Below are 22,167 nucleotides of genomic sequence, written 5' to 3'. Positions count from 1 at the left end.
ATGGCTCAGCAGTCGAAAAATAGCGGCCTACTTCAGACCATCCTTAGTTGCCCAGCTTGCCACCTATAATGCCCGCTCTTCAATCCGTGTCTGCAAACTGAGAACTTATGGAAAACCTGGGGCTGGGCAAGGTCTTGCTCGTTGAAGACGACGAAAAACTGGCAGGGCTGATCGCGCACTTTCTCGCGCAGCATGGCTTTGAGGTGCGCGTGGAGCACCGGGGCGACGAGGCCCTGGCCGCGTTCCTGGAGTTCAAGCCGAAGATCGTCGTACTCGACCTGATGCTGCCCGGCCAGAGCGGGCTGCATGTGTGTCGCGGGATTCGCACGGTGTCCGACACGCCGATCGTGATCCTCACGGCCAAGGAAGATGACCTGGACCACATCCTTGGCCTGGAGTCCGGTGCCGACGATTACGTGATCAAGCCGATCAAGCCCCCTGTGTTGCTGGCACGCTTGCGTGCGTTGCAACGACGCCAGGCGCCGGAGCCGACTGTGCGCGGGTCGCTGGCTTTCGGGCGGCTGGCCATCGATCGCAGTTGCCGGGTGGTCAGCCTGGGGGACGACAAGATCGACCTCACCACGATGGAGTTCGAACTGTTGTGGTTGTTGGCCAGTAACTCGGGGACGATCCTGTCCCGCGATGACATCCTCAACCGCATGCGTGGCATTGCGTTCGACGGCCTCAACCGCAGTGTCGATGTGTACATCAGCAAACTGCGCGGCAAGCTCAACGATAACCCGCGCGAACCGGTGTGCATCAAGACCATCTGGGGCAAGGGCTATCTGTTCAATCCGTTCGCGTGGGAGGCCTAGATGCTGCGGCTCTATATTCGCCTGTACATCATCCTGGCGCTGGGGCTGGCGGGGGCGATCTGGCTGGTCAACTACACCTTTGATGAGCTGCTGCCCGAAGCCAATGAAACCTATAACCGCGAAGCCCTGCGCGGCCCGGCGTATGGTTTGGTCGAGCAGTTGCGGCCCTTGCTCGGTGACGCCCGTCAGGCGCGCCTGAGCGAGCTGCAACCGCATTACGGCCTGCACCTCAAACTGGTGCAGCGCGATGAGTTGGCGCTGGACCAGCGTGAGCAACAGTTGCTGGCGGCCGGCCAGTTGGTGGTGCGGGGCGACTTCATGGAGTTCATCGCCAATATCGATGGCGGCCCGCAGTTGCTCAATATCAAGCTGCCCGACGAGCCGAAATGGCTGTACTTGTGGGCCTACAGCCTGCTGGGCTTGAGCCTGGCGATCGTGCTGTATTTCTGGGTGCGCCCGCATTGGCGCGACCTGGAGCACATCCGCCTGGCCGCCCAACGTTTCGGGGATAACGATCTCAGTTCACGCATTCTGCTGCCACGCCGTTCCACCGTGCGTTCGCTGGCCGGGCACTTCAACCATATGGCCGAGCGCATCGAAAGCCTGATCGCCAACCAGCGCGAACTCACCAACGCTGTGTCCCACGAATTGCGCACGCCGATTGCGCGCCTGTCGTTCGAACTTGACCAGCTCAAGCAACAGGCCGATCCACGCCAGCGTGGCGAATTGATCGCGGACATGTATGCCGACCTGGGCGAGCTGGAAGAAATGGTGTCCGAGTTGCTCACCTACGCCAGCCTGGAACGCGGTGCCACCCAGGTCACCCGCGAAAGCATCGAGGCCCACAGTTGGCTCGACAGTGTGATCGGCAGCGTGGCCCTGGAGGCTGAAGCAGCGGGCATCCAACTGTCGTTGCGTACATGCGAGGTGGACTATATCCAGATTGAGCCGCGCTTCATGGCGCGTGCGGTGATCAACCTGTTGCGCAACGCCATCCGTTACGCGGAGCGTCGTGTGGAAGTGTCGCTGGTCAAGTTTGGCAGCGGCTATGAGGTGCGGGTGTGTGACGACGGCCCTGGCGTACCGGAAGAAGGTCGCTCCAAAATCTTCCAACCTTTCATGCGCCTGGACGCCAGTCGCGACCGCCGCACCGGCGGCTTCGGCCTGGGCCTGGCCCTGGTGCAGCGTGTGTCGCAGTGGCATGGCGGCCAGGTGCAGGTGCTGGATTCGGAGTGGGGCGGGGCCTCATTCCGAATGACCTGGGCGTATGCCGAGTAATCCTGTTCAGGGAAGGAATTTGACGGGTTTGTAGTAAACGGGCAGTTGCAGGACTATCGGTCGCTGCCCGGCATCAGCAATGTTGACGTCAGTAAAGGTGCCGTGTTTTTTATTGATTTGAGGTTTGAATTTTTCAATAAACTCATGTTGTATTTTTTGCTCTGCGTGCGATGAAGCATAGGCGTCAGTCACCTCGGGAGCCTTGTTTTTCAAAGCATCGATATAAGCTGTTCGTTTAGACTCGACAAAAGTTGGATTGAAGTCAGCAGTCACAGTGCCTTCGAACGCCTTGACGGGTCTTTTGATTTCTTTTTGCATGAGACGCCCAAACGATTTACTCCCCCCTTCGGCGGAGTGACATATAAGCAATCGAGTGTTATCAAACGTTGATGGGTCATAGCCTTTCAATTTCAGAGCCTTCACCAAGTCGCCTGGCGAGTATTCCTTTTTATTTATAATGATGGTCGCGGCGTTCTTCCCGAATAGTTTGTTTCCCGGCTCATAAGGTTTGCCATGGGCTGCGATGTTCAGTCGCTTGGTGTTTTTGTACTCATCGACGAAAACATAAACTTCGTTGTCAATGACGTTGAATTTCTTCATGTTGCTGCCCAGCTGGATCACATTGTCGCGCCCCAGCCCGATGTCCAGCGCGGTATGTTTACCTACATTGGCAGTATTGGATGCGCTCGGCAGGGTATCGTCGAGCCAGGTTGAAACGTTCGGTTGGAAGTTTTCAAGTGGCTTTCCGTACAGTCGATTATTCACGGGATCTACCGCAAAAAATTTACCTGTTTTTGCATCGGCAGCGGCCGGAGTCGATATTTCGGTCAGGCCTTTCTTATAAGTACCCTCTGCAATATCCGGACGACGGGCCGTCTTGGGAAAATTGTACGAGCCGGTTCGCCCCGGTCGAAGGGTATTCAAACGGTTTGCCACGCTCTCGGAGGTTGAGGCTGCCACCTGCTCAAACAGTTTTTTACCCACAGGTTTTCCGGCGGTTTTTGCCAAGCTTCCCAGTGGTTTTACCGATCTCGCAGCCTTGCCAAATCCAGCCGTTGTCGCATACATGACGCCGTCAAATATAAGTTCCGAAGCAACTGCCAGCCAGTCTCCCTTGATTGCATTTCTGGCAAGCGAGACGAAGGGAATGGAGCCCAGCAACAGTTCCTGGTTTTTCTCGAACTCATCGTCTTCCTTGTCGAATTGAGTGATGTGGCGCGTAGCGGCAACCAGTTCTTCGAGGCTCGCAGGGCCAAGGGTGTGTCTGGACAATAATTCACCGAGAAATTGGCTGCGGTCGCTGGTATACGAAGCTGGGTTAGTGAGGTGGGGGGGCGGCGTGGCTGTTAATTTGCTTTTGTCTTTTTCCTCCAGGCTGAACGTCTCAATTGCAGTGTTTGAATACCTCTCGCCGCCCAGAAAACCAGGATCCTCTTTGATCCACTGGCCTTGTGGCCCCGGCTTAAAGTCGGAGTCCAGATCTTCGCGATGTTTAATATAGTTTTGCTGTAGGCTGATTTCGTAAAATTTTACGTTGGCGCCGTGTGTGGACTTGATGATGAGTGAACGCCTGTCCTGGGCTTGTTCGGGTGTCTTGCGATCATGATGTAGCGTGGCGCCTGGTACATAACTGGTGTGTTTAATAACCGTTCCTTCGAAGTAAGGGACGAGCTCTCCGTATTCCAGCTGTTTGCGATCCTCAAGGGGAAGTTGTGCAATCAGGTGTTTGGTGCGGTTGACAAGACCCACTTCTCTTCCCAGCTTGTAATTGGCGACTGCGATTCGGTGCCGATTATTGATGTCCGGTAGTTGACCAAGGTAGTCGGGCGCGCTTCCCATCACCTGGTTGTTTTCACGCGACCTCCATCCGTTTTCTTCAGGGTTGTTAATGTAAACATCCAGCAACGAATAGGGCCCCAAGGTGACGTGCATGGGGCCGCTGTCCAAGGCGTTTTTTTGTCGGATACTCGGGTTCGATAAAATCGCGCGCTCAAACGACACATTGGTGAAATGCTCGCTGAGTACCGCCAGTGCCATGTCTTTCTGCATTGGAAGCGGGGCGGTCAAGTCGTTGGAGACCTTTCTCAGTGATTCCATGACGCTGGCAAACGTTTCCTGTGCCTTGTTGAGCTGCTCTGGCGAGTAAGTTGCGTCAGGCGAGGCCGGTAAAATACCGTGCACCAATGCCCAGTCGATTAGCGTTTCGCGCTTGGCTTCACTCAGCAGTGCAGCGTCTTCTTCCGAAACTGGGTCGATCGCCGCGTATTTGAGCACCTCGGGGAAACTCAACGAAGAACTGCTTCCGGGGCTCTTGGCTTCGATCAGCGCCACCGTTGTCTTCAGGAGGAACCAGGCCGGAGAGCCATAGGTCACTTCAGCGGGAACGTCTTTGACCAACAATTCGGGTGCTGCGCTCGACAGCAAGAGGTGGGCCCCGACAGGTGCCATCTCTTGTGTGCAGCGGTGACTTTCTGTCAGATGGTCAATCAGGCCTTGCTTGATGTCATTCAACGGTTTGCCGTAGAAGCGTTCATCAGCCAGATTGAACTGGGCTGTCTGATTGCGTTTGGGGGGCATCAAGGTGTTATCGGAATCCAGCCCGGCCACCATCGCACCCATGACCCAGTCTCGGCTGCTGGGGCTTTCAATTGCGCCCATCTTTTTTTGCAGGGCATTTTCCAGGGCAAGGGCTTTGGGCGAGTCGAGAATATCCGCAATGACGTTGCGCGGATCAGTCAGCTCAGAACGGGTCCAGTGGCGGTGTTTAGTCAGGTAGGTAAATGCCCCGCCTCGAATCTCCAACAGTGTCTGAGCGTCAAGCCCTGGCAGGTTAAGGTTGTTATAGCGGACGTTGCTGTACAGCTGTCTTTTTTCTGGTTGATCAAGCGGTGCCTGCCAGCCCATGGCGCCAGTGAGGTTGCCGTTGGGGAGTGCGGGTAATGGCCCTCGCCTCAGGGATTGAATCAAGTTACTTATATCGTCTTTTGTCTGAGGTACAAACCAGCCGTTGTCGACGATGAACTGCTTGAGCGTAACCTTTGATTCAGGTGTCAGTTGCTGGTCCTGAAAGTACCAAGAGGCAGGGTCGATCTTTAGCTCTGTATTTTCCAGAGTTGCCGCAATCGAGGCCTTCTCCTGGCGAACGGTTTGTTCCGGAGTGGGGCGTACCCCCAAAAAGGTTGGGTCCGTGTAGGAGGTTGCAGCTTCTGCGCCGAGCGACAGCAAGGCAGCATCAAGACTCTTGGATAAAAGCGTTATGTTTTGAATGTCGCCCCTTTCATATCGTTGATTCTCGAGCGCCACCTCCCCACGCATTTCAAATGTGTCGGGCATTGCAGATGTATCGGGGTGCGGGAACGCGCCAGCCTGTTTTAATTCGATTGCCCTTTGTTGCAGCGCATTCTGGGTATCGGGAACGGTTTCTCCGTAAAAGGCCGCCACCTCCTCAATGTGTGCAGAACGTGCGGCGTGCACATCGGGTGACGATTGACCTGCCGGGGTCACGCTGACTGACGTCCTGCCGCTGCTCAGGGTGTTAGCGGCTTGCATGATCAGCGACCAGGAGGCTGGCAGCGATAGTCCATCACCAAAGCCGGCACCGAATGTACGTGGCAGCGACGTGGGGTTGTTCGACGCGCTGATGTTGGCGGGCGCGGAGGAAGTGGGTTTCAGGGTGGCACTGATAAAGCCTGGCCGGGAGTTCCGAGAAGGGAAGATTCGCACGGGCTTGGTCAAATCAATACGATTGTCGTCAGCCCATTGTTTGAAGTCGTCACTTGCCACCAAGGTGTCGAGGTGCTGGCGCCATTGTCCAAATGTGCAGTCGCTGGGGATCGGCTCAATGCCCGTGATAACACGGGTAAAAAGGGGTGGCGTGTTCGCTGCGCTAGACAAGGCATTGGCGTAGAGATTTTTGAGTGCTGCATCGGCCTTGAACCTGGGTGTCTCAGCGATCAGTTTTTCAAGCGCTGATGGCTCGGTTTGCGGTTGGGTCGATGCAGGAGATTCAGTGCGCTCGTGCTCATTTGAGCTGATGGACGACGCTTGTAGAGGGCGAGACAATGCTGGCACGGTCATTTGGACATTCTCAAGGGTTGGCAACAAGGCAGCAGGGAAGGAACCTGACTACTTTTTGTGTCCAACCTCTGGGAGCGGTTCATGACCGATGTGTAAATAAATACCTCTCGGTGATCCGTACAGTCAGAAGCTGTATTCCAGCACGCCCATCACCGATGTTTGCAACCGCCGCTCCACAATCGGACTTTTCCCCGCTTCATCCGCCAGGTACTGCACATCCAGCAAGGTCGAGAACTGGGTGTGCTCGCTGATCGGCAGGCTCCATACCAGGTTCATACCATTGCTGATATTGCCCGCACCCGCCTTGTAGGCTTTGAAACGGCTGCGGGCCGCTTGGTCGGTGGTCACGCCGTACCAGGTCTGCAGGTAGTCACGGTCACCGAAATGGCTGCTGAGGCTGGCGTCGACAGAGCCGAAACGACCTTCATACAGGTTGGTGCCCAGGCTCAGTTCCAGGTGGGTGAATGCTTTGCCGCTGTCCTTGTGGTCATCTTCCTTGAGGGCATGTTCCAGCGTGGCGCCGACAATCATGCCGCCCAGGTTGTAGCTGGCACTCACACCCAACTGCGGGCGTGACTTGATTTCGCCCATGCCTTTCAGGCGTTTGGAGCCCAGGTGCATGGATTCGTTTTTGTCTTTGCGTGATCCACTGGCGCCGACATAAGCACTGAAGCTCAAGGCATTGCCTTCGTAGCCCCAGCCCAGGCCCTTGTCAGTGTCGAGGAAAATCCCCCAGGGGCTGACGATGGCGCCGCCGAATACTGGGGCGGTCATGCGTTCGTCGCTGCCGCTGTAGCGGGGCAGGTTGGCCACGCCGGCCTTGAGGCTGTAGGTCCAGTCCTCAGCCAGCACGCTGTTGGCGCCCGCGAGCAAACACAGTGAGGTCAGGGACAGGCACAGATTTTTTGGGTTCATCAGGGTTTTCATGTCGGTTAGAAACTCAAGGGTGGATGGGTACGTTTGAAGGAGTAGCCCGAAGCGCTCAGGCCATTGATCTGGCGGCTGACGGTGTCACCCAGGCCATAGCCGTTGCCGGCGAGTACGGCATGGGCGTTGTCCACCGGCAGCAGGATGTAGTCGGTCAGTGGCTCGTCGTGCAGTTGGCCGCGAATCACCAGGAAGCCTTCTTCGAGGCGCACGCTGATGCCGCTCAATGGCGCATCGGGTTCATGGGTGTTGAGTACTTGGTAGGTGCCGACGGTGTCGGCCCAAGCCAAGGGCAGTGGCGGCGGGTCGATGCGTTCGCCGATGGGGATGCGCTGGCCATGACTGCGCGCCGTGAGCATCTGCCGGCCTTGCACGGTGATGACGTCGAGTTGTACCTGGCCCAGTTCGCCGAGGTCCTTGAGCCAGAAACCGAAGAGTTTCTTCTGGGCGCGCAGCCAGCCTTGATCGTCACGCAACAGTTCGAAGTTGAAGCCGGCGAGTTCGCCGCGCAGCCTCTGGTCATCATCTTTGATGCGGAACACGCCCCAGGCGGTGGCGTAGAACCCGGCCAGGCGCTGACGGTCGATGGCGGCCGGCACCTGGCGCAGCTTGAGCCCATGACGGGGTGCCTGGCAGTCATCGCTGCATACCTGTTCGCCGGTTTGCGCCTGAAGCATCAGGCGCAAGGCATCCGTGGCCAGTGTGGCGACCAGGTCTTCGGCATTGCTGTCGTTGGCCATGATGATTACGGCCAATTGATGGTCCGGCAGCAGGGTCAACTGTGCGGCGAAATCATCGCCACCCCCACTGTGCTGATAGGTGCGCACCCCTGGGCCGATCGGCTCGTCACCGCAGGGGGCCAGAAACCACGCCAGGCCGATCTGGCAATCGAAGTCCAGGGCATTGCCGGTGTTTTGCTGGGTGAACATTTCATCGATGGAGCGGCTGGCCATCACCCGATTGCCCTTGTAGAGGCCTTCGGCAAACAGCATCTGCACGTAATGGCTGAGGTCCCTGGGGCTGGCCCACAAGCCGCCGGCGGCGATGTCACGCAGTTGCGCATCGGTACTGGCGACGCCTTCCTGGTAGCCCTGGGCGCGATAGCCGATTTGCGCGGCGGTCCCGACAAAGCTCGCACGGTCCATCTCCAGCGGTTTGAGCAGGCTATGTTGCAATTGGGCTTCAAACTCCTTGCCGCTGCTGCGCTCGATGGCCGCACCCACCAGCGCATAACCCAGGTTGGAGTAGGCCACTTGTGTGCCGGGTGGGGTGCTCAGCCAGACGCCGGACAGGCGCATTGGCATCTGCCCCATGGCGTAGCTGTTGCGCAGGTCACGCAGGTGTTCACTGGGCAAGCCGGACTGATGGCTGAGCAGGCGACGCAAGGTGATGTCGCGGTCTGCGGCGTGTTGGTCGACGTGGAAGCGCGAGCGCACATAGAATTCGCGCAGGGTTTGCTGGATCGGTGCGTCCAGTGCCAGTCGCTGTTGTTCAACCAGTTGCAGGGCCGCGCTGGCGGTGAGCAGCTTGGAGATTGCGCCGGCCCGAAAGGCGGTGTTTGGCGTCACCGGCAAGCCCTTGGCTTTGTCGGCCATGCCGAATCCGCGAGCCCAGATCAACTCCTGGCCGTTGACCAGCGCAATCGACAGGCCCGGAATGTTGTCCTGGGCCATGTCCCGCGGGATCCGGGTTTGCAGGTAACGGATGATAGCGCTGTAGTCGCCCTTCGGAATTGACGGCGGGGCAGGTGACTGCCCGTGGCAGCCAATACTGCCCAACAGGCAACCGAGCAACGGAAGACCGCGCAATGTGCGAAGCATGACGAGCACCCGACAGGTGGTTTGGAGGCTCGAATGCTAGAGCTGCGGTGCTCGACGGTCTTTGACAGCTTTGTCGATAAACTGTCAAAGACTGTTAACGGAGCACTCCGTGACGTTCATGCCATTCGGCGATCGACTCTTCTGGGTATTCATCGAGCTGCAGGTCGCCCTTGCGCAAGGTGACGTCTACCCAGGGCGCCTTGGATCCGAGCATCAAGTGCGTATGCTCCGGTTGCACCGGCAATGGCGTGTCGATAACCGAGGCAAATGGATGGGGCAGCTCCGGCCATTCCGGGCTGAACACCCACAGCGCGCTGCCGCATTGCGAGCAGTAGCAACGCTGGTAGGGGTAAGGGGGGGCACTGTTCAGTGCTGAACGTGACGGCGCCGCAATGGCAGGATCTTTCAAGCTGCATGGGCTGACTCCTGATCAGAGTGTGTAACAACACTTTTCTAATACCTTAGCCTCAGGCAAGATCCTCCGCTTTGGTTTCAGGGAAGACGCCCATGATTGCTCAGTTGCAAAGCGCTGCCGCGCAAATCCGCCACGCCGTGCGTGCCGCCACTGAAGGGTTGGTCGGGCGTGAGCAACTGGCCGAATTGATTGTGCTGGCCGCCGTGGCCCAGGAGCACATCCTGGTGATCGGGCCGCCCGGCACTGCCAAGAGCGCGGTGGTGCGTCGTGTCGCGCAGTCCATGGGCGGGCGTTACTTCGAGTACCTGCTTGGGCGCTTCACCGAGCCGTCCGAATTGTTTGGCGCGGTCGACCTGAAAAAACTTCGCGAAGGCACGGTGGAAACCGATGTCAGCGGCATGTTGCCGGAAGCCGATATCGTGTTTCTTGACGAGGTCTTCCTGGGCTCCACTGCGATCCTCAACACGTTATTGGGTGTACTCAACGAGCGCCGTTTCCGCCGGGGTCATACCCAGGTGCAATGCCCGCTGCGCGTGTGCGTCGGCGCCGCCAACGGCCTCCCGGATGATGAAGCGCTGGCGGCCTTTGGTGACCGCTTCTTGCTGCACCTGTTTGTCGAGTCGGTGCCGGACAACCAATTGGAAGCCATGTTGGCCGGTGGCTGGCAGTCCGAGCAGCGCCCGGTGCAACAGTTGCTGGGTCTCGCGCAACTGGACACGCTTGGCCATGCGTTGAAAAACGTCGACCTGACCGCCGTGCGTCCCGCCCTGGCCCAGGCCATTCGCCGTTTGCGCGAGGCCGGTATCCAACTGTCCGACCGACGCATCGTCAAATCCCAGCGCCTGATCGCCGCTGCCGCATTGCTCGGCGGTCGCCTGGAAGCCAGCGACGCCGACCTGTGGCCGCTGCTCTATGTACTGCCGACCCAGGCCACCCAGCAACAGGGTCGTGAGGTGTTGCGTGACCTGTTTGCCGCGTCCAGCAACAGCCATCTGTTCAGCGCGGTGGAAGAGGCCACGTTGCAGCCGATGTCACGTTTGAATCGCCTGCTGGAAACCGCCGAAGACTACCTCGCCCGTAGCGAGCCGCCGACCAGTACCGTGCTTGAAGGCCTGTTGCGCGAGATCGATGCCAACTTCAACAGCCAGACCATGCCCGAGCCGTTGCAGCAGGCGCGGGGGCAACTCACGCGTTTGCTGACCCCCGCCGAATGAGTGCGTTGAGCCACCCTTGGCGCTGGCGCTCACGCCAGGCACCTGCCGAGGCACAAGCCGCCGTGGCCTGGAGCGATGCGGCACGCCGGATGCTTAGGCGCCTGGCGTTGCTTGAGGCTGAACACGCCGCGCGTCTGCACGCCACGGCCAACGCTGAGGTGTTGGTGGTGACCGGCGCGACGGCTGATCTGCCGTGGGTCGACGGCGTGGCGTACGCCGCCCCCAGCGCCAGTGCGCCACACCTCTGGTTGCCGACCAGTTGGGAGCCGGATGTGCCCCAGGACTTGCTGGGCCAGGCCTTTTCAGCGCGCTTCAAGCGTTCGCCCTTGCTGGTGTGGCGTGAACCTGCGGCGGTGATCCCGCTGGACCGCTTGCTGGTCGTGTCGCCTGACCATCTGCAACGTATCGCTGATTATTGGGGAGTCACCCATGCAACTGCCTGAGGCGCTGCAACCCTGGCGGCAATGGCTGGAATGGTTTGCCCCGGAACATTTGCCAGTGTTCGCCGACCTGCTGGGTCGTCTCAACCCGCTGCTCGGTCCGCTACGTGGCCTGCACCAGGGTGGCGTGCCGGAGCCCGATGGCCTGGGCGACCTGCACCGGCGCGGCCCCTATGAGCGGTTGCTGTCCAGCGAATGGCTGCTGGCCGATGAAGTGCCGGATGAGTTCCTGCGCCGGGCAGTGGGCGGCGAGCATATGTTCCTCGCCCCGCAGTACCGCGCCCGTGAGGCGAACCGCCTGATCGTGGTGTTGTTCGACGCCGGCCCCCTGCAATTGGGCGCTGCACGCCTGGTACACCTGGCGTTGCTGATGTTGCTGGCGCGCCGTGCGCAGGAGGCGGGGGCGCAATTGCGCTGGGGCATTCTGCAGGCCACTCCGGTATTGCATGAGCTGGATTCGGCGGCGCAACTCAAGCGCTTGCTCGACGCCCGCACCTACGAGGTCGTGAGCGACAACCATTGGCTGGCTTGGCGTGACGCCCTGGCCGAACAGACGGTTGGAGAGTGTTGGGTGGTCGGCCAGCGCTTGCCGCCGACCGATTCCACCACTTGCACCCACCGCGTGCAGATTACGCGCAACCTGGACGGCCGCAGCCTGACTTTCGCCTTGCAGTCGCGGCGCGTGTCGCTGCCGATGCCCGACGAGCAACAGGCGGTGCGCCTGCTCAAGGGGCAGTTCGATAACGCTGTGCACACCCCGGCGCCGACCGCTGCCGGGCGGGTGGCGCGAGTTGCGTTGACATTGCCGCCCGTCATCTCCGGCTCCGGCAACTATGTCGCCCTGCGCCTGCTCGACGAACACGGCATGGCGGTGATCAAGCTGCCCAACAAGAACCAGAAAAAAACCCTCGAAGTGCGACGTCGCCTGTGGGGCAAACACCAGCATGTGTTTGCAGCCGCCTTCAACTATCGCAGCCTTGGTGCGGTGCTCGGTGATGGCAACCTCCTGACCTTCTGGAATATCCCCGGCCTGGTTTCTGCCAACAAGCCCGCGCGCGAAGAGCTGCACCTGCCACCGGGCACCGCGACCTTTCTGCCCGCAGTGTGGCTGCGTGGTCAACAGTCGGAACGCGTGTATTTACTCGATACAAACGGTCAGCTCGCCCACTGGCAGCGCCCCGGTCATGAACCGAGAGCCGCGAATTTTTCGGTGACGAACAATGTCATGGGGCTGGCGCAGCTGAATGCGTTGTTGTTGGTCTACGCCCGCAGCGAGGCCGGGCAACTGGTGGCGTACCCCGCAACGGCCTCCGGTGTCCGCAGTTCCGGCTACGCAGTCGGTGCGGCTGCCGGAGTCAGCCAGATACTGTTCGCCAGTACCGCCCATTGGAAGCACGCCTTTGGCGGTTGCGCATTACTCACTCACCATGATGGCCGCCAGAGCTGGCGCCTGGTGACCCACGACAGCTTCCCCGCAAAAAGGGCGCAGATCGACCTGGCGCCTGGCTGGAGTGCTATCGGCCTGCATCATCAGGTGGCTGCGCAGGAGTGCTATTCACTGGTCCTGCTGGGCACCAACCAGCACACCATTGGCCTGTACTCAGAAGGCCAACAACAGACACTGTTCACCACCTCGGCACCGATTGCCCGTGCGAGTTTCTGTCCCATGAGCGGGCTGGTGGCGGTGCTGACCACGGCGCGGGAGTTACTGGTGTTCAACGTCACCGAGCGCGCCATGCGCTTGCAAGTCATGTGCGACCTGAAACAAGAGCCTGCCCATGCGTGAGCAAGAACCCCTGCTGATCCGCCGCCCGCTGCTGACTGGGCACCAGTCCATCGACGGCGTGTGGCTGCCTGCCGAGCGTTTCACTTTGCAGGAGCGGGCCCGCCTGATCCTGGAGCACTGGCGCGCGGGCGCCGTCGCCTACCGGTTTGCCGACGGTGATGGGGTGCAGTTCAGTACACCCGTCGCATTGGATTGCCAAACCCTTGCCGGCTGGCCGCTGGTCCGCCAGGGGCGTGGGTTGTGTTCGGCACAGCTGACCGCTGAAGAGCTGCGTGCGTTACCCGCCGCCGACCTGTGGCTGGTGCGCGGCAGCCAGGTTCACGCCTTGCAGTTGCGCGACGCCGAGGTCCTCGAGCCCGGCTTGTGGCTGGAGATCAGCGCGTACACCTTGCTGGATACCTTCGATTGCCATGCGCCGATTGTGCCGGTGCTGCCCGCGCCGGATATCATCGATGTGCGTGAGATCCTCGGCGGCCTGGCGCCGGTCAGCCCCGAGCAGGAAGGTGTGATCCGCGCGTTGCTGGAGCGTCAACAGCCCGCGCCGAAAGCCGCGTCTCCCAAGGCCACTCGGCAATGGGCCAGCGAGGAGCCCGCGCAGTACCCGGCGTTGAAACTGGGCGCCACCCTGGCGTTGGTGGCCGGGTTTATCTGGATGGCCACCCAAGGCCAATCCAAACCCTTGACGCCGGTTCCAGCCGCGACCACTGAAGACATCAGCGGCGTGATCCTGGGCATGCTGCTGAGCGCTATTGTGTTCACCGCCGTGTTGATGGGCATCAACAAATTCCTGCGCCGAGGTGTACAGGCCGTCAGCGCCGTGCCTTCAGCGCCGGCTGATCCTGGCATCGCAGAACGGGCCAAACCGGCCCGGCATAAACCGTCCGCCTGGCGCCGTTGGCTGACCCGCCTGACCGAGCACTCAAAACTGTCCAGGCTGTACGGCAAACGCCAAGCCGCCTACATGCAGCGCATGCTGGAGATGTTCGAGGACGGTGATTTTGCCGAGGCCTTGCGCCATGCCATCCCTTTGGGCGGCCAGGAATCGAATGCTGAACAGAATTTCGGCACGCCGCAGCGGCGCCAGGACCTGACCCTCAGCCAGCAGAGCGGGTCCGGCCGTGCGTACCATTTCGAACAAAGCCTGACCGAGCATCTGCGCGAGGTCTATCGCCGCTCCTACGAACGCCTGGCGCGCGAGAACCGTATTGAAGAAGCGGTCTTCGTCCTCGCGGAACTGCTCAAGGAGCGCCAGGAAGCCCTCGACTACCTGGAAAAGCACGCGCGCTACCAACAGGCTGCCGACTTGGCCCTGGCCTGGGACATGCCGTCGGCGGTGATCGTGCGTCTGCTGTGCCTGGCCGAGAACTGGCAGCGTGCCTTGCTGGTGGCGCGGCGTGACGATGCATTTGCCGATGCCGTGGTGTTGCTCCAGGCCAAGCAGCCGCAAATTGCCGAGCGCTTGCGCCTGGAATGGGCTGAATCGCTGATCGCCAAAGGCCTGTGGCTGCAAGCCGTCGAGGTGGTGTGGAGCCTGCCGGATGAGCGCCCGCGTGCGGCTCAATGGCTGCTGGATGCTGAAGCGGCCGGTGGACGGCTGGCGATGGGCGCCTTGGTCAAACGCGCGATTCTGCTGCCGCAGACCCTGGAGGCTTACGGGCCCTGGATCGAACAATTGCGTGACGATCCCGACCGTTACGCCGAGCGCGATGCCCTGGCGCACGCGTTGTTGGCGCACAAGTCCGACACCGCTGCCCTGCGTTGGCTGGCCGGCGCGACGGTGCACGCGGTGCTGGCCGACCAGCTCAGTGGTCACGGGGGGTTGAACTTCAATCAGCTGCAATCGCTGGTCAAGATGAGCCGCGATAAATGCTTGCAGGCGGACTTGCCTGGCCAGGCCCTCAAGCGTCCTGCCCGGCGCTCGTTGGTCCGTGTGGACGATGCGCTGGAGTGGACCGCTCCGACCCAGGGCAGCCGACCGGTCTACGACGCAGTGTCGTTGGATGACGAGCGTTATCTGGTGGCACTGGGCGAGGCCGGCGCGGTGGTGACGGATGCCAGCGGCCAGACCCTGTATCACTTCGCCGTTCCGGCCCAGCGGATTGTCCTGGCCCACAGTCGGCAGATGGCGCTGGTGCTGACCCGCCGTGACAGGGTGTGGCGCATCAGCAAGCTCGACCTGGTCAACCGTACCGCCACCGACCTGGGCGTGCAGGTGCTGGACGTGTTCGCCGAGCAGTTTGACGGCAGCACCTGGACCCTCGGCCAGGGCCGGCAACTGCGCGTGGTGGACGTGGACCGCAACTTTGAAACCCTGTGGCACGTCAGCGACTTGCCGGGCACGCTGCGCGCGCTCAAAGGTGATGAGCGCAATGAGTTCCTCTGGCTCTACAACCCGCGTGATGGCGTCGAACGCTGGCACTACCGCTTGCCTGAGCGTCGGCTGGCCGGACGTGAGCCGGCGTCAACGCAGTCGGAGGAGAACCACGCGCTGTACTGTGCGCTTGATCAAACCATCGAGTACGCGATCAGGTGCCGCGATGACGAAGAGCCGACGCTGATCCTGGATGTCGCGGGCAACCGCAAGGGTTATCGCCTGCCGGGCTGTGACGAAGGTTTCTTCGACGGCGACCCGGTGCGCATCGCCCTCGATGCTGACTGGCTGGTGTTCGGCTATATCGCTGGCGAACGCGACACGCGCTGGCACTTTATCCATCGCGCCAGTGACCACCTGTGTGCGGTGCTGCATTGGCCCCGCTACGAAGTGAACATCCGTCGCAGCGGGGAGGGCTGGCTGTTATTCGATGACCAGGGGCGTTTGAGCCATATCACCGTCGAAGGTGCGCGCCTGCGTAACCTCAGCCTGCACTGACCGAGTCCGGCATCAACGTGGCAATCAACGCACGAATGGTGCCGGGCAACGCCTCCAGCTCCCGCACCAGGATACTGCGCTCGCGAATCGCCCAGGGCTCATCCAGCTTTACCGCCACCAATTGCATAGTGCGGCTGTGACGCACGGCGGCCGACTCCGGAATGATCCCGATCCCCACACCGGCCTCGACCATCCGGCAGATCGCCTCGAAGCTCGACACCTGGATACGCAGCGACAAATGTTTGCCGAGCCGCTCGACGTGCTCGCGCAGGAAACTCAGCAAGGTGCTGCCTTCGTGCAGGCCGATATGCTGGTAGGCGAGGGTCTGTTCCAGCGTGACCGAGGGTTGTTCCGCCAAGGGGTGGCCGACCGGCACCATCAACACCAGCTCATCGGTGCTGAAATGCAACACCTGCAAGCCCGAGGCTTCCACGGGGCCGGCGATGATGCCCATGTCGCTGGTGCCATCCAGCACGCCGCGCACGATGTCGCGGGACAGGCGTTCCTGCAGGTCGACGGTCACGCCGGGACGTTGTGACAAGAAGCCCGCCAGGACCTCCGGCAAGAACTCGGTGACGGCCGTGGTGTTGGCAAAGATGCGGATATGCCCGGCCGAATCCACACCGTATTGGGTGAATTCGCTCTTGAGGTAATCCACCTGGCGCATGATCAACCGCGCATGGTGCAGCAAACGCTCACCGGCCGGGGTGATCTCCACGCCACGGCTGTCGCGGTACAGCAGGCGGGTGTCGAGTTGCCCTTCGAGCGCCTTGATCCTTGCGCTGGCTGCGGCCGGCGAGAGGAACGCGCGCTTGGCGCCCTGGGTCAGGCTGGGGGATTCGGCGATATGGATAAACAGCCGCAGGTCGGCCAGATCGAAGTGCATGCAAGGCTCCCGGTACAGGATGGCGGCGTTCAGCATAACCGAACGCCGGTTTATTGAAATGCAAATTCTCAGAACGGCGATAGGCTTGCATGATCCGGGGCAGACACTCACTGCCCGAGGACCTGCACCCGATGAGCGCCACCGATTGGATCGGCCGAAGCGAAACCGCCCACGACCACCTCAGCCATAACCTGCTCAAGCGTATTGCCGCCACCTTCGGTGAAGAAGTGCCCGAAGACGGCGCGGACATCCCGCCGCTGTGGCAGTGGTGTTTCTTCCAAGACCCGCTGCCGGAAACCGCACTAGGCAGCGACGGCCACCCGGCCCGTGGCGGTTTCCTGCCGCCGGCTGACAACCGCAACCGCATGTGGGCCGGTGGGCGCATCGAGTTCCTGCAGGCACTGCGGGCCGGTGAGGCGGCGACCCGCGTGTCGACCATTACCCAAGTCGAAGAGAAAACCGGTCGCACCGGTTCGCTGCTGTTTGTCACCGTGCGCCACGACTATTCCCAGGACGGTCGCCTGGCGATCCGTGAGGAACAGGACATCGTCTACCGCGAACCCACACCGCCCAAATCCGGCAGCGGTTATGCGCTGGAGCAGGGCGAATGGTCTGAAGCCGTCGATCCCACGCCCACCCTGCTGTTTCGCTACAGCGCCGTGACCTTCAACGGGCATCGCATTCACTACGACTACCCCTATGTCACCGGCACCGAAGGCTATTCAGGCCTGGTGGTGCATGGGCCGCTGATCGCCACCCTGAGCCTGCGCGCATTCTGCCGCGCCAACCCTGGCGCCACCTTGCGCCGTTTTGCCTATCGCGGCGTGCGCCCGTTGATTGCGCCGCAGCCGTTTGAAGTGGGCGGCCGCGTGATCGAAACCGGTGTGGCGCAGCTGTGGGCCGGCAACGTCGATGGCCTGGCGCAGCAAGCCAGCGTGCATTTCGAATAATCCAAGAACAACAGGTGGAGAGCCGTTAATGAACCCCAATGACAATGAAGAACTCAATGCCATCCGCGAAGGTGTGCGCGCTTTGTGCGCCGAATTCGATGCCGCGTACTGGCGCAGGATTGATGAGGAAAAAGGCTTCCCCGAAGCCTTCGTCAAGGCACTGACCGACGCCGGCTGGCTGTCGGCGATGATCCCCGAAGAGTACGGCGGCTCCGGCCTGGGCCTGGCGGAAGCCTCGGTGATCCTTGAAGAAGTGAACCGCTGCGGCGGCAACTCCGGCACCGTACACGGCCAGATGTACAACATGTTCACCCTGTTGCGGCACGGCAGCGAGGCACAGAAACGCTTCTACCTGCCCAAGCTTGCGAGCGGCGAATTGCGCCTGCAATCCATGGGCGTGACCGAGCCCACCACCGGCACCGATACCACCAAGATCAAGACCACCGCGATAAAACGCGGCGACAAGTACGTGATCAACGGCCAGAAAGTGTGGATCTCGCGGATCCAGCATTCCGACCTGATGATCCTGCTGGCGCGCACCACGCCATTGGCCGAGGTGAAGAGAAAATCCGAAGGCATGTCGATCTTCCTGGTGGACCTGCGCGAAGCCATCGGCAACGGCCTGACCGTGCAGCCCATCGCCAATATGGTCAACCACGAAACCAACGAGCTGTTCTTCGACAACCTGGAGTTGCCCCTGGACAGCCTCATCGGCGAAGAGGGCAAGGGCTTTAAATACATCCTCGACGGCCTCAACGCCGAGCGCACGCTGATCGCCGCCGAGTGTATCGGTGATGGCCGCTGGTTTATCGAAAAGGCCAGTGCTTATGCCCGCGACCGCGTGGTGTTTGGCCGGCCCATCGGGCAGAACCAGGGCGTGCAGTTTCCGATTGCTGAAGCACATATCGAGATCGAAGCGGCCGACCTGATGCGTTGGCGTGCCTGCGAGGAATACGACAGCGGCGCCAATGCCGGGGCCAGCGCCAACATGGCCAAGTACCTGGCGGCCAAGGCGTCCTGGGAAGCGGCCAACGCCTGCCTGCAAACCCACGGCGGTTTCGGCTTTGCCTGCGAATACGACGTGGAGCGCAAATTCCGCGAGACGCGCCTGTACCAGGTGGCGCCGATCTCCACCAACCTGATCCTGTCCTACGTGGCCGAGCATCTGCTCGAACTGCCACGCAGCTTCTGAGGGCCTGACCATGAGCCATACCCAAGCCTTGTGTCGGTTCCTCGCCGAACTGGATTACGCGCAACTGCCGGAAGATGTGCTGGCGCGCACCGAAGATTTGTACCTGGACTGGCTGGCCTCGGCGCTGGCAAGCCAGGGCGCGCACCCGATTCCGTTGTTCGAGCGTTATGCGCAGAAAATGGGCCCCAGCAGCGGTCCGGCGCAGGTGATCGTCAATGGCGGCAGCACCAGCGCGTATTTCGCCGCGCTGGTCAACGCAGCTTCATCCCATCTGGTCGAGCAGGACGACCTGCACAACAGCTCCGTGCTGCACCCGGCGACCGTGGTATTTCCAGCAGCGCTGGCGGCCGCCCAGGACCTCGGCAAATCCGGCCGCGATTTGCTGCTGGCGTCGGTAGCCGGTTATGAAGCGGGTATCCGCATCGGCGAATTCATGGGCCGTTCCCACTACCGTATCTTTCACACCACGGCCACCGTCGGCACGTTGGCGGCGGCGGTAGCCGTAGGCAAGTTGCTGGATTTCAACGAAGAACAATTCATCAACCTGCTCGGCAGCGCGGGCACCCAGGCGGCCGGGTTGTGGGAGTTCCTGCGCGATGCCGCCGATTCCAAGCAACTGCACACGGCGAAAGCGGCGGCGGACGGCTTGCTCGCCGCTTACCTCACGGCGGACGGCCTGACCGGCGCGCGCAATATTCTGGAGGGCGATCAAGGTCTGGCGGCCGGTATGTCCCGTGATGCCGAGCCTGCCAAGTTGTCCGCCGACCTGGGCAGCCGCTGGGCGTTGCTGGAAACCTCGTTCAAGTTCCACGCCTCATGCCGCCATACCCATCCGGCCGCCGATGCGCTGTTGGATTTGATGCAACGCGAAGGCCTGCACGCCGAACAGATCGCCCACGTGGAAACACGCGTGCACCAAGGCGCCATCGATGTATTGGGCAGGGTGAAAGTACCGACCAGCGTGCACCAGGCCAAGTTCTCCATGGGCACCGTGCTGGGCCTGATTGCCGTGCATGGCAAGGCCGGGCTCACCGAGTTCCATGAGCTGGCGTTGACCGATCCAGCGGTCTCGGCGTTTCGCGACAAGGTCAGCATGACCCTCGACCCCGACGTCGACGGTGCTTACCCGCAACGCTGGCTCGGTCGCGTCACCGTCACCACGCTGGATGGCCGCACGCTGCACGGCGCCATCGACGAGCCCAAAGGCGATCCGGGCAACACCCTGAACCGTGAGGAGTTGGCTGATAAATTCCAGCGCCTCAGCCAATTCAGCAACGCCCGCACACCGGCCCAGGCCAATGCCCTGATCGACAAGGTCTGGGACCTGCGCAACGCCGCATCCATGGCCGACTGGCTTTGAGGAACTGTCATGACTAACCCAAGACCGCTGGACGGCATCACCGTTGTCAGCCTGGAACACGCGATTGCCGCGCCATTCTGTACCCGTCAACTGGCCGACCTGGGCGCCCGCGTGATCAAGGTGGAACGCCCCGGCGCAGGCGACTTTGCCCGTGGCTATGATGAACGTGTGCGTGGCCTGGCTTCGCATTTCGTGTGGACCAACCGCTCCAAGGAAAGCCTGACGCTGGACCTCAAGCAGGACGAGGCGGGCACTATTCTCGATACCTTATTGGCTGACGCCGACGTACTGGTACAGAACCTCGCGCCCGGCGCCGCCGCGCGCATGGGCTTGTCGTTCGAGGCGTTGCATGCGCGCTTCCCACGCCTGATCGTCTGCGATATTTCCGGCTATGGCGAAGGCGGGCCGTACGAAAAGAAAAAGGCCTATGACCTGCTGATCCAGAGCGAAGGCGGCTTTCTCTCCGTCACCGGCGGCCCTGGCGACGACCAGATGGCCAAGGCCGGTTGTTCCATCGCGGACATCTCGGCGGGCATGTACGCCTACAGCGGCATCCTCTCGGCGCTGCTGCTGCGCGGCAAGACGGGGAAGGGCAGTCGCATCGATGTGAGCATGCTGGAAAGCCTGGTGGAATGGATGGGCTACCCGATGTACTACGCGTTCGACGGCGCACCGCAGCCGCCGCGTGCCGGGGCGGCGCACTCGACGATCTATCCCTATGGACCGTTTCCCACCGGCGACGGCGGCACGGTAATGCTCGGCCTGCAGAATGAACGCGAATGGGCGGCGTTCTGCGACAAGGTGCTGCTCACCCCGTCCTTGGCGACTGACGAGCGTTTCTCCGCCAACTTCAAGCGCTCTGCCAACCGCGACGTGCTGCGCCAGATCATCGTGGACAGCTTTGCGCAGTTGGATGCCGAGGCGGTGATCCAGCGCCTGGAAGACGCACAGATCGCCAGCGCCCGGGTCAACGATATGCAAGGCGTGTGGGATCACCCGCAGCTCAAGGCCCGTGACAGTTGGCGCGAAGTCGACAGCCCGGCCGGTGCGTTGCCATCGCTGTTGCCGCCGGCGCGCAATGCTGCGTTCACCCCGCGCATGGACGCTGTTCCAGGTTTGGGGCAGCACAGCCAAGGCATTCTCGAAGGGCTCGGTTACGCCGCAGACGCCATCGACAGCCTGCGCACGCGCGGTGTGATCTAACCATAAGGAATTCTACAAATGCCCAAGCCATTGGTTCGTTCGGCGTTGTTTGTACCCGGTAGCCGACCGGAGCGATTTTCCAAAGCCTTGGCCAGCGGTGCCGACGCGGTGATCGTGGATTTTGAGGATGCGGTGGAAGAGCCGCTCAAGCGCCAGGCGCGGGATAACCTTGGAGCGTTTTTGACCGCCAACCCCGCCGCCCAGGTGTGGGTGCGGATCAACGCGCCGGAACATGCCGAGCACTTTGAGGATGTGGCGTTCTGCAAGGCGCATCCGAATGTGGCAGGCGTGCTGTTGCCGAAGGTCGAAAGCGCAGCCCAGGTCGCCGTGGTGGCGGCCACCGGCAAAGTCATCTGGCCCATCATCGAGAGTGCGCGGGGTTTGCTGGCGGTGGCCGAGATAGCCCATGCAGCGCAGGTAGAACGCCTGTCGTTCGGCGGGTTGGACCTGGCGCTGGACCTGAACCTGAGCAGCCATTCCACGGCCGCGCAGTTCGCCCTGGACCAGGCGCGCCTGGCGTTGATCGTGCATTCCCGTGCCGCCGGCCTGGTCGCACCGCTGGACGGCGTGCACCCGGCCATTGACGACCCCGAAGGCCTGCGCCGCTCGATTCGGCATGCCTATGAGATGGGGTTTGCCGGCGCGTTGTGTATCCACCCCAAGCAGGTGGCGGTGATTCACCAGGCGTTGGCGCCCAGCGCCGAAGACCTGGCCTGGGCCCAGCGGGTGGTGGAGGCCGGCGCCCATGGGGCAGGGGCCTATCAGATCGATGGGCAGATGGTGGATGCGCCGGTGTTGCTGCGCGCGCAACGGCTGCTGGCCGCTCAGATCTAGCGTTCGTCCAGGCCGAACGCAGGTATCAAAAAATCGAAATTCACTACACGCGTGACATCAGGCACCTTGCCCTACAACACAACAATAAGAAGGTGATTTCC

The 22,167-nt window shown here is 61.3% G+C and carries 15 protein-coding genes and 1 pseudogene; 11 read left to right on the top strand and 5 right to left on the bottom strand.

All coding sequences use genetic code 11. From position 1 onward, the window contains the following. Nucleotides 1–107 precede the first annotated feature (107 nt). On the top strand, nt 108–815 hold the full coding sequence (locus tag H096_RS02645; RefSeq protein WP_028616383.1) for a winged helix-turn-helix domain-containing protein: 708 nt from the start codon (nt 108–110) through the stop codon (nt 813–815). Further along, nucleotides 816–2,093, top strand: coding sequence for an ATP-binding protein (locus H096_RS02640; RefSeq protein ID WP_033896639.1), 1,278 nt, complete (start codon nt 816–818; stop codon nt 2,091–2,093). A gap of 6 nt (nt 2,094–2,099) precedes the next feature. Here the strand turns inward: H096_RS02640 and H096_RS02635 are convergent, their stop codons facing one another. The 4 genes and pseudogenes from H096_RS02635 to H096_RS02620 form a co-directional block, all read right to left on the bottom strand. Beyond that, nucleotides 2,100–6,170, bottom strand: coding sequence for a hypothetical protein (locus H096_RS02635; RefSeq protein WP_033896638.1), 4,071 nt, complete (start codon nt 6,168–6,170; stop codon nt 2,100–2,102). Nucleotides 6,171–6,293: 123 nt separating this feature from the next. Continuing rightward, nucleotides 6,294–7,085, bottom strand: coding sequence for a MipA/OmpV family protein (locus H096_RS02630; RefSeq protein ID WP_082461374.1), 792 nt, complete (start codon nt 7,083–7,085; stop codon nt 6,294–6,296). 17 nt (nt 7,086–7,102) lie between these two features. Continuing rightward, a complete protein-coding gene (locus H096_RS02625; RefSeq protein ID WP_033896636.1) occupies nt 7,103–8,917 on the bottom strand; it encodes a serine hydrolase domain-containing protein in 1,815 nt (604 codons plus the stop codon). Between the two features lie 94 nt (nt 8,918–9,011). Next, nucleotides 9,012–9,333: pseudogene (locus H096_RS02620) on the bottom strand (hypothetical protein). A 91-nt stretch (nt 9,334–9,424) separates the two neighbouring features. Here H096_RS02620 and H096_RS02615 point away from each other — a divergent pair. Genes H096_RS02615 through H096_RS02600 form a run of 4 tightly spaced genes read left to right on the top strand, consistent with a single transcriptional unit; the run spans nt 9,425 to nt 15,641 of the window. Then, complete coding sequence (locus H096_RS02615; RefSeq protein ID WP_033896635.1) at nt 9,425–10,546, top strand: AAA family ATPase; 1,122 nt, start codon at nt 9,425–9,427, stop codon at nt 10,544–10,546. Next, on the top strand, nt 10,543–10,989 hold the full coding sequence (locus H096_RS02610) for a hypothetical protein (protein ID WP_033896634.1): 447 nt from the start codon (nt 10,543–10,545) through the stop codon (nt 10,987–10,989). The genes H096_RS02615 and H096_RS02610 overlap by 4 nt, the downstream gene beginning before the upstream one ends. Then, entirely contained in the window at nt 10,976–12,772 is a 1,797-nt protein-coding gene (locus tag H096_RS02605; RefSeq protein WP_033896631.1) for a hypothetical protein, read from the top strand. Before H096_RS02610 ends, H096_RS02605 begins: the two co-directional genes overlap by 14 nt. Next, nucleotides 12,765–15,641 carry a bpX6 domain-containing protein gene (locus H096_RS02600; protein WP_033896630.1) on the top strand — a complete coding sequence of 959 codons (2,877 nt, stop codon included), beginning with the start codon at nt 12,765–12,767 and terminating at the stop codon, nt 15,639–15,641. Before H096_RS02605 ends, H096_RS02600 begins: the two co-directional genes overlap by 8 nt. On the opposite strand, the gene H096_RS02595 is transcribed toward H096_RS02600, so the two are convergent. Next, nucleotides 15,628–16,527 carry a LysR family transcriptional regulator gene (locus tag H096_RS02595; RefSeq protein WP_033896643.1) on the bottom strand — a complete coding sequence of 300 codons (900 nt, stop codon included), beginning with the start codon at nt 16,525–16,527 and terminating at the stop codon, nt 15,628–15,630. The two genes, H096_RS02600 and H096_RS02595, sit on opposite strands and share 14 nt — an antisense overlap. Nucleotides 16,528–16,658: 131 nt before the next feature. On the opposite strand from H096_RS02595, the gene H096_RS02590 reads away from it, so the two are divergent. Genes H096_RS02590 through H096_RS02570 form a run of 5 tightly spaced genes read left to right on the top strand, consistent with a single transcriptional unit; the run spans nt 16,659 to nt 22,066 of the window. Further along, the gene (locus tag H096_RS02590; protein ID WP_033896629.1) at nt 16,659–17,477 is read left to right on the top strand and encodes a MaoC family dehydratase N-terminal domain-containing protein; all 819 of its coding nucleotides are present in this window, start codon (nt 16,659–16,661) and stop codon (nt 17,475–17,477) included. 28 nt (nt 17,478–17,505) lie between these two features. Then, nucleotides 17,506–18,669 carry an acyl-CoA dehydrogenase family protein gene (locus H096_RS02585; RefSeq protein WP_033896628.1) on the top strand — a complete coding sequence of 388 codons (1,164 nt, stop codon included), beginning with the start codon at nt 17,506–17,508 and terminating at the stop codon, nt 18,667–18,669. A 10-nt stretch (nt 18,670–18,679) separates the two neighbouring features. After that, on the top strand, nt 18,680–20,029 hold the full coding sequence (locus H096_RS02580) for an MmgE/PrpD family protein (protein WP_033896626.1): 1,350 nt from the start codon (nt 18,680–18,682) through the stop codon (nt 20,027–20,029). A 9-nt stretch (nt 20,030–20,038) separates the two neighbouring features. Beyond that, nucleotides 20,039–21,232 carry a CaiB/BaiF CoA-transferase family protein gene (locus tag H096_RS02575; protein WP_033896625.1) on the top strand — a complete coding sequence of 398 codons (1,194 nt, stop codon included), beginning with the start codon at nt 20,039–20,041 and terminating at the stop codon, nt 21,230–21,232. 18 nt (nt 21,233–21,250) lie between these two features. Beyond that, entirely contained in the window at nt 21,251–22,066 is an 816-nt protein-coding gene (locus H096_RS02570) for a CoA ester lyase (protein ID WP_033896624.1), read from the top strand. The last annotated feature ends 101 nt before the right edge of the window (nt 22,067–22,167 follow it).

Origin of the sequence: Pseudomonas sp. FH1, assembly GCF_000510895.2 — a bacterium.
GTDB lineage: Bacteria > Pseudomonadota > Gammaproteobacteria > Pseudomonadales > Pseudomonadaceae > Aquipseudomonas > Aquipseudomonas azotoformans_A.
Note: the sequence above shows the minus strand (reverse complement) of the source record. Positions and strands in the feature narration are given on the sequence as shown.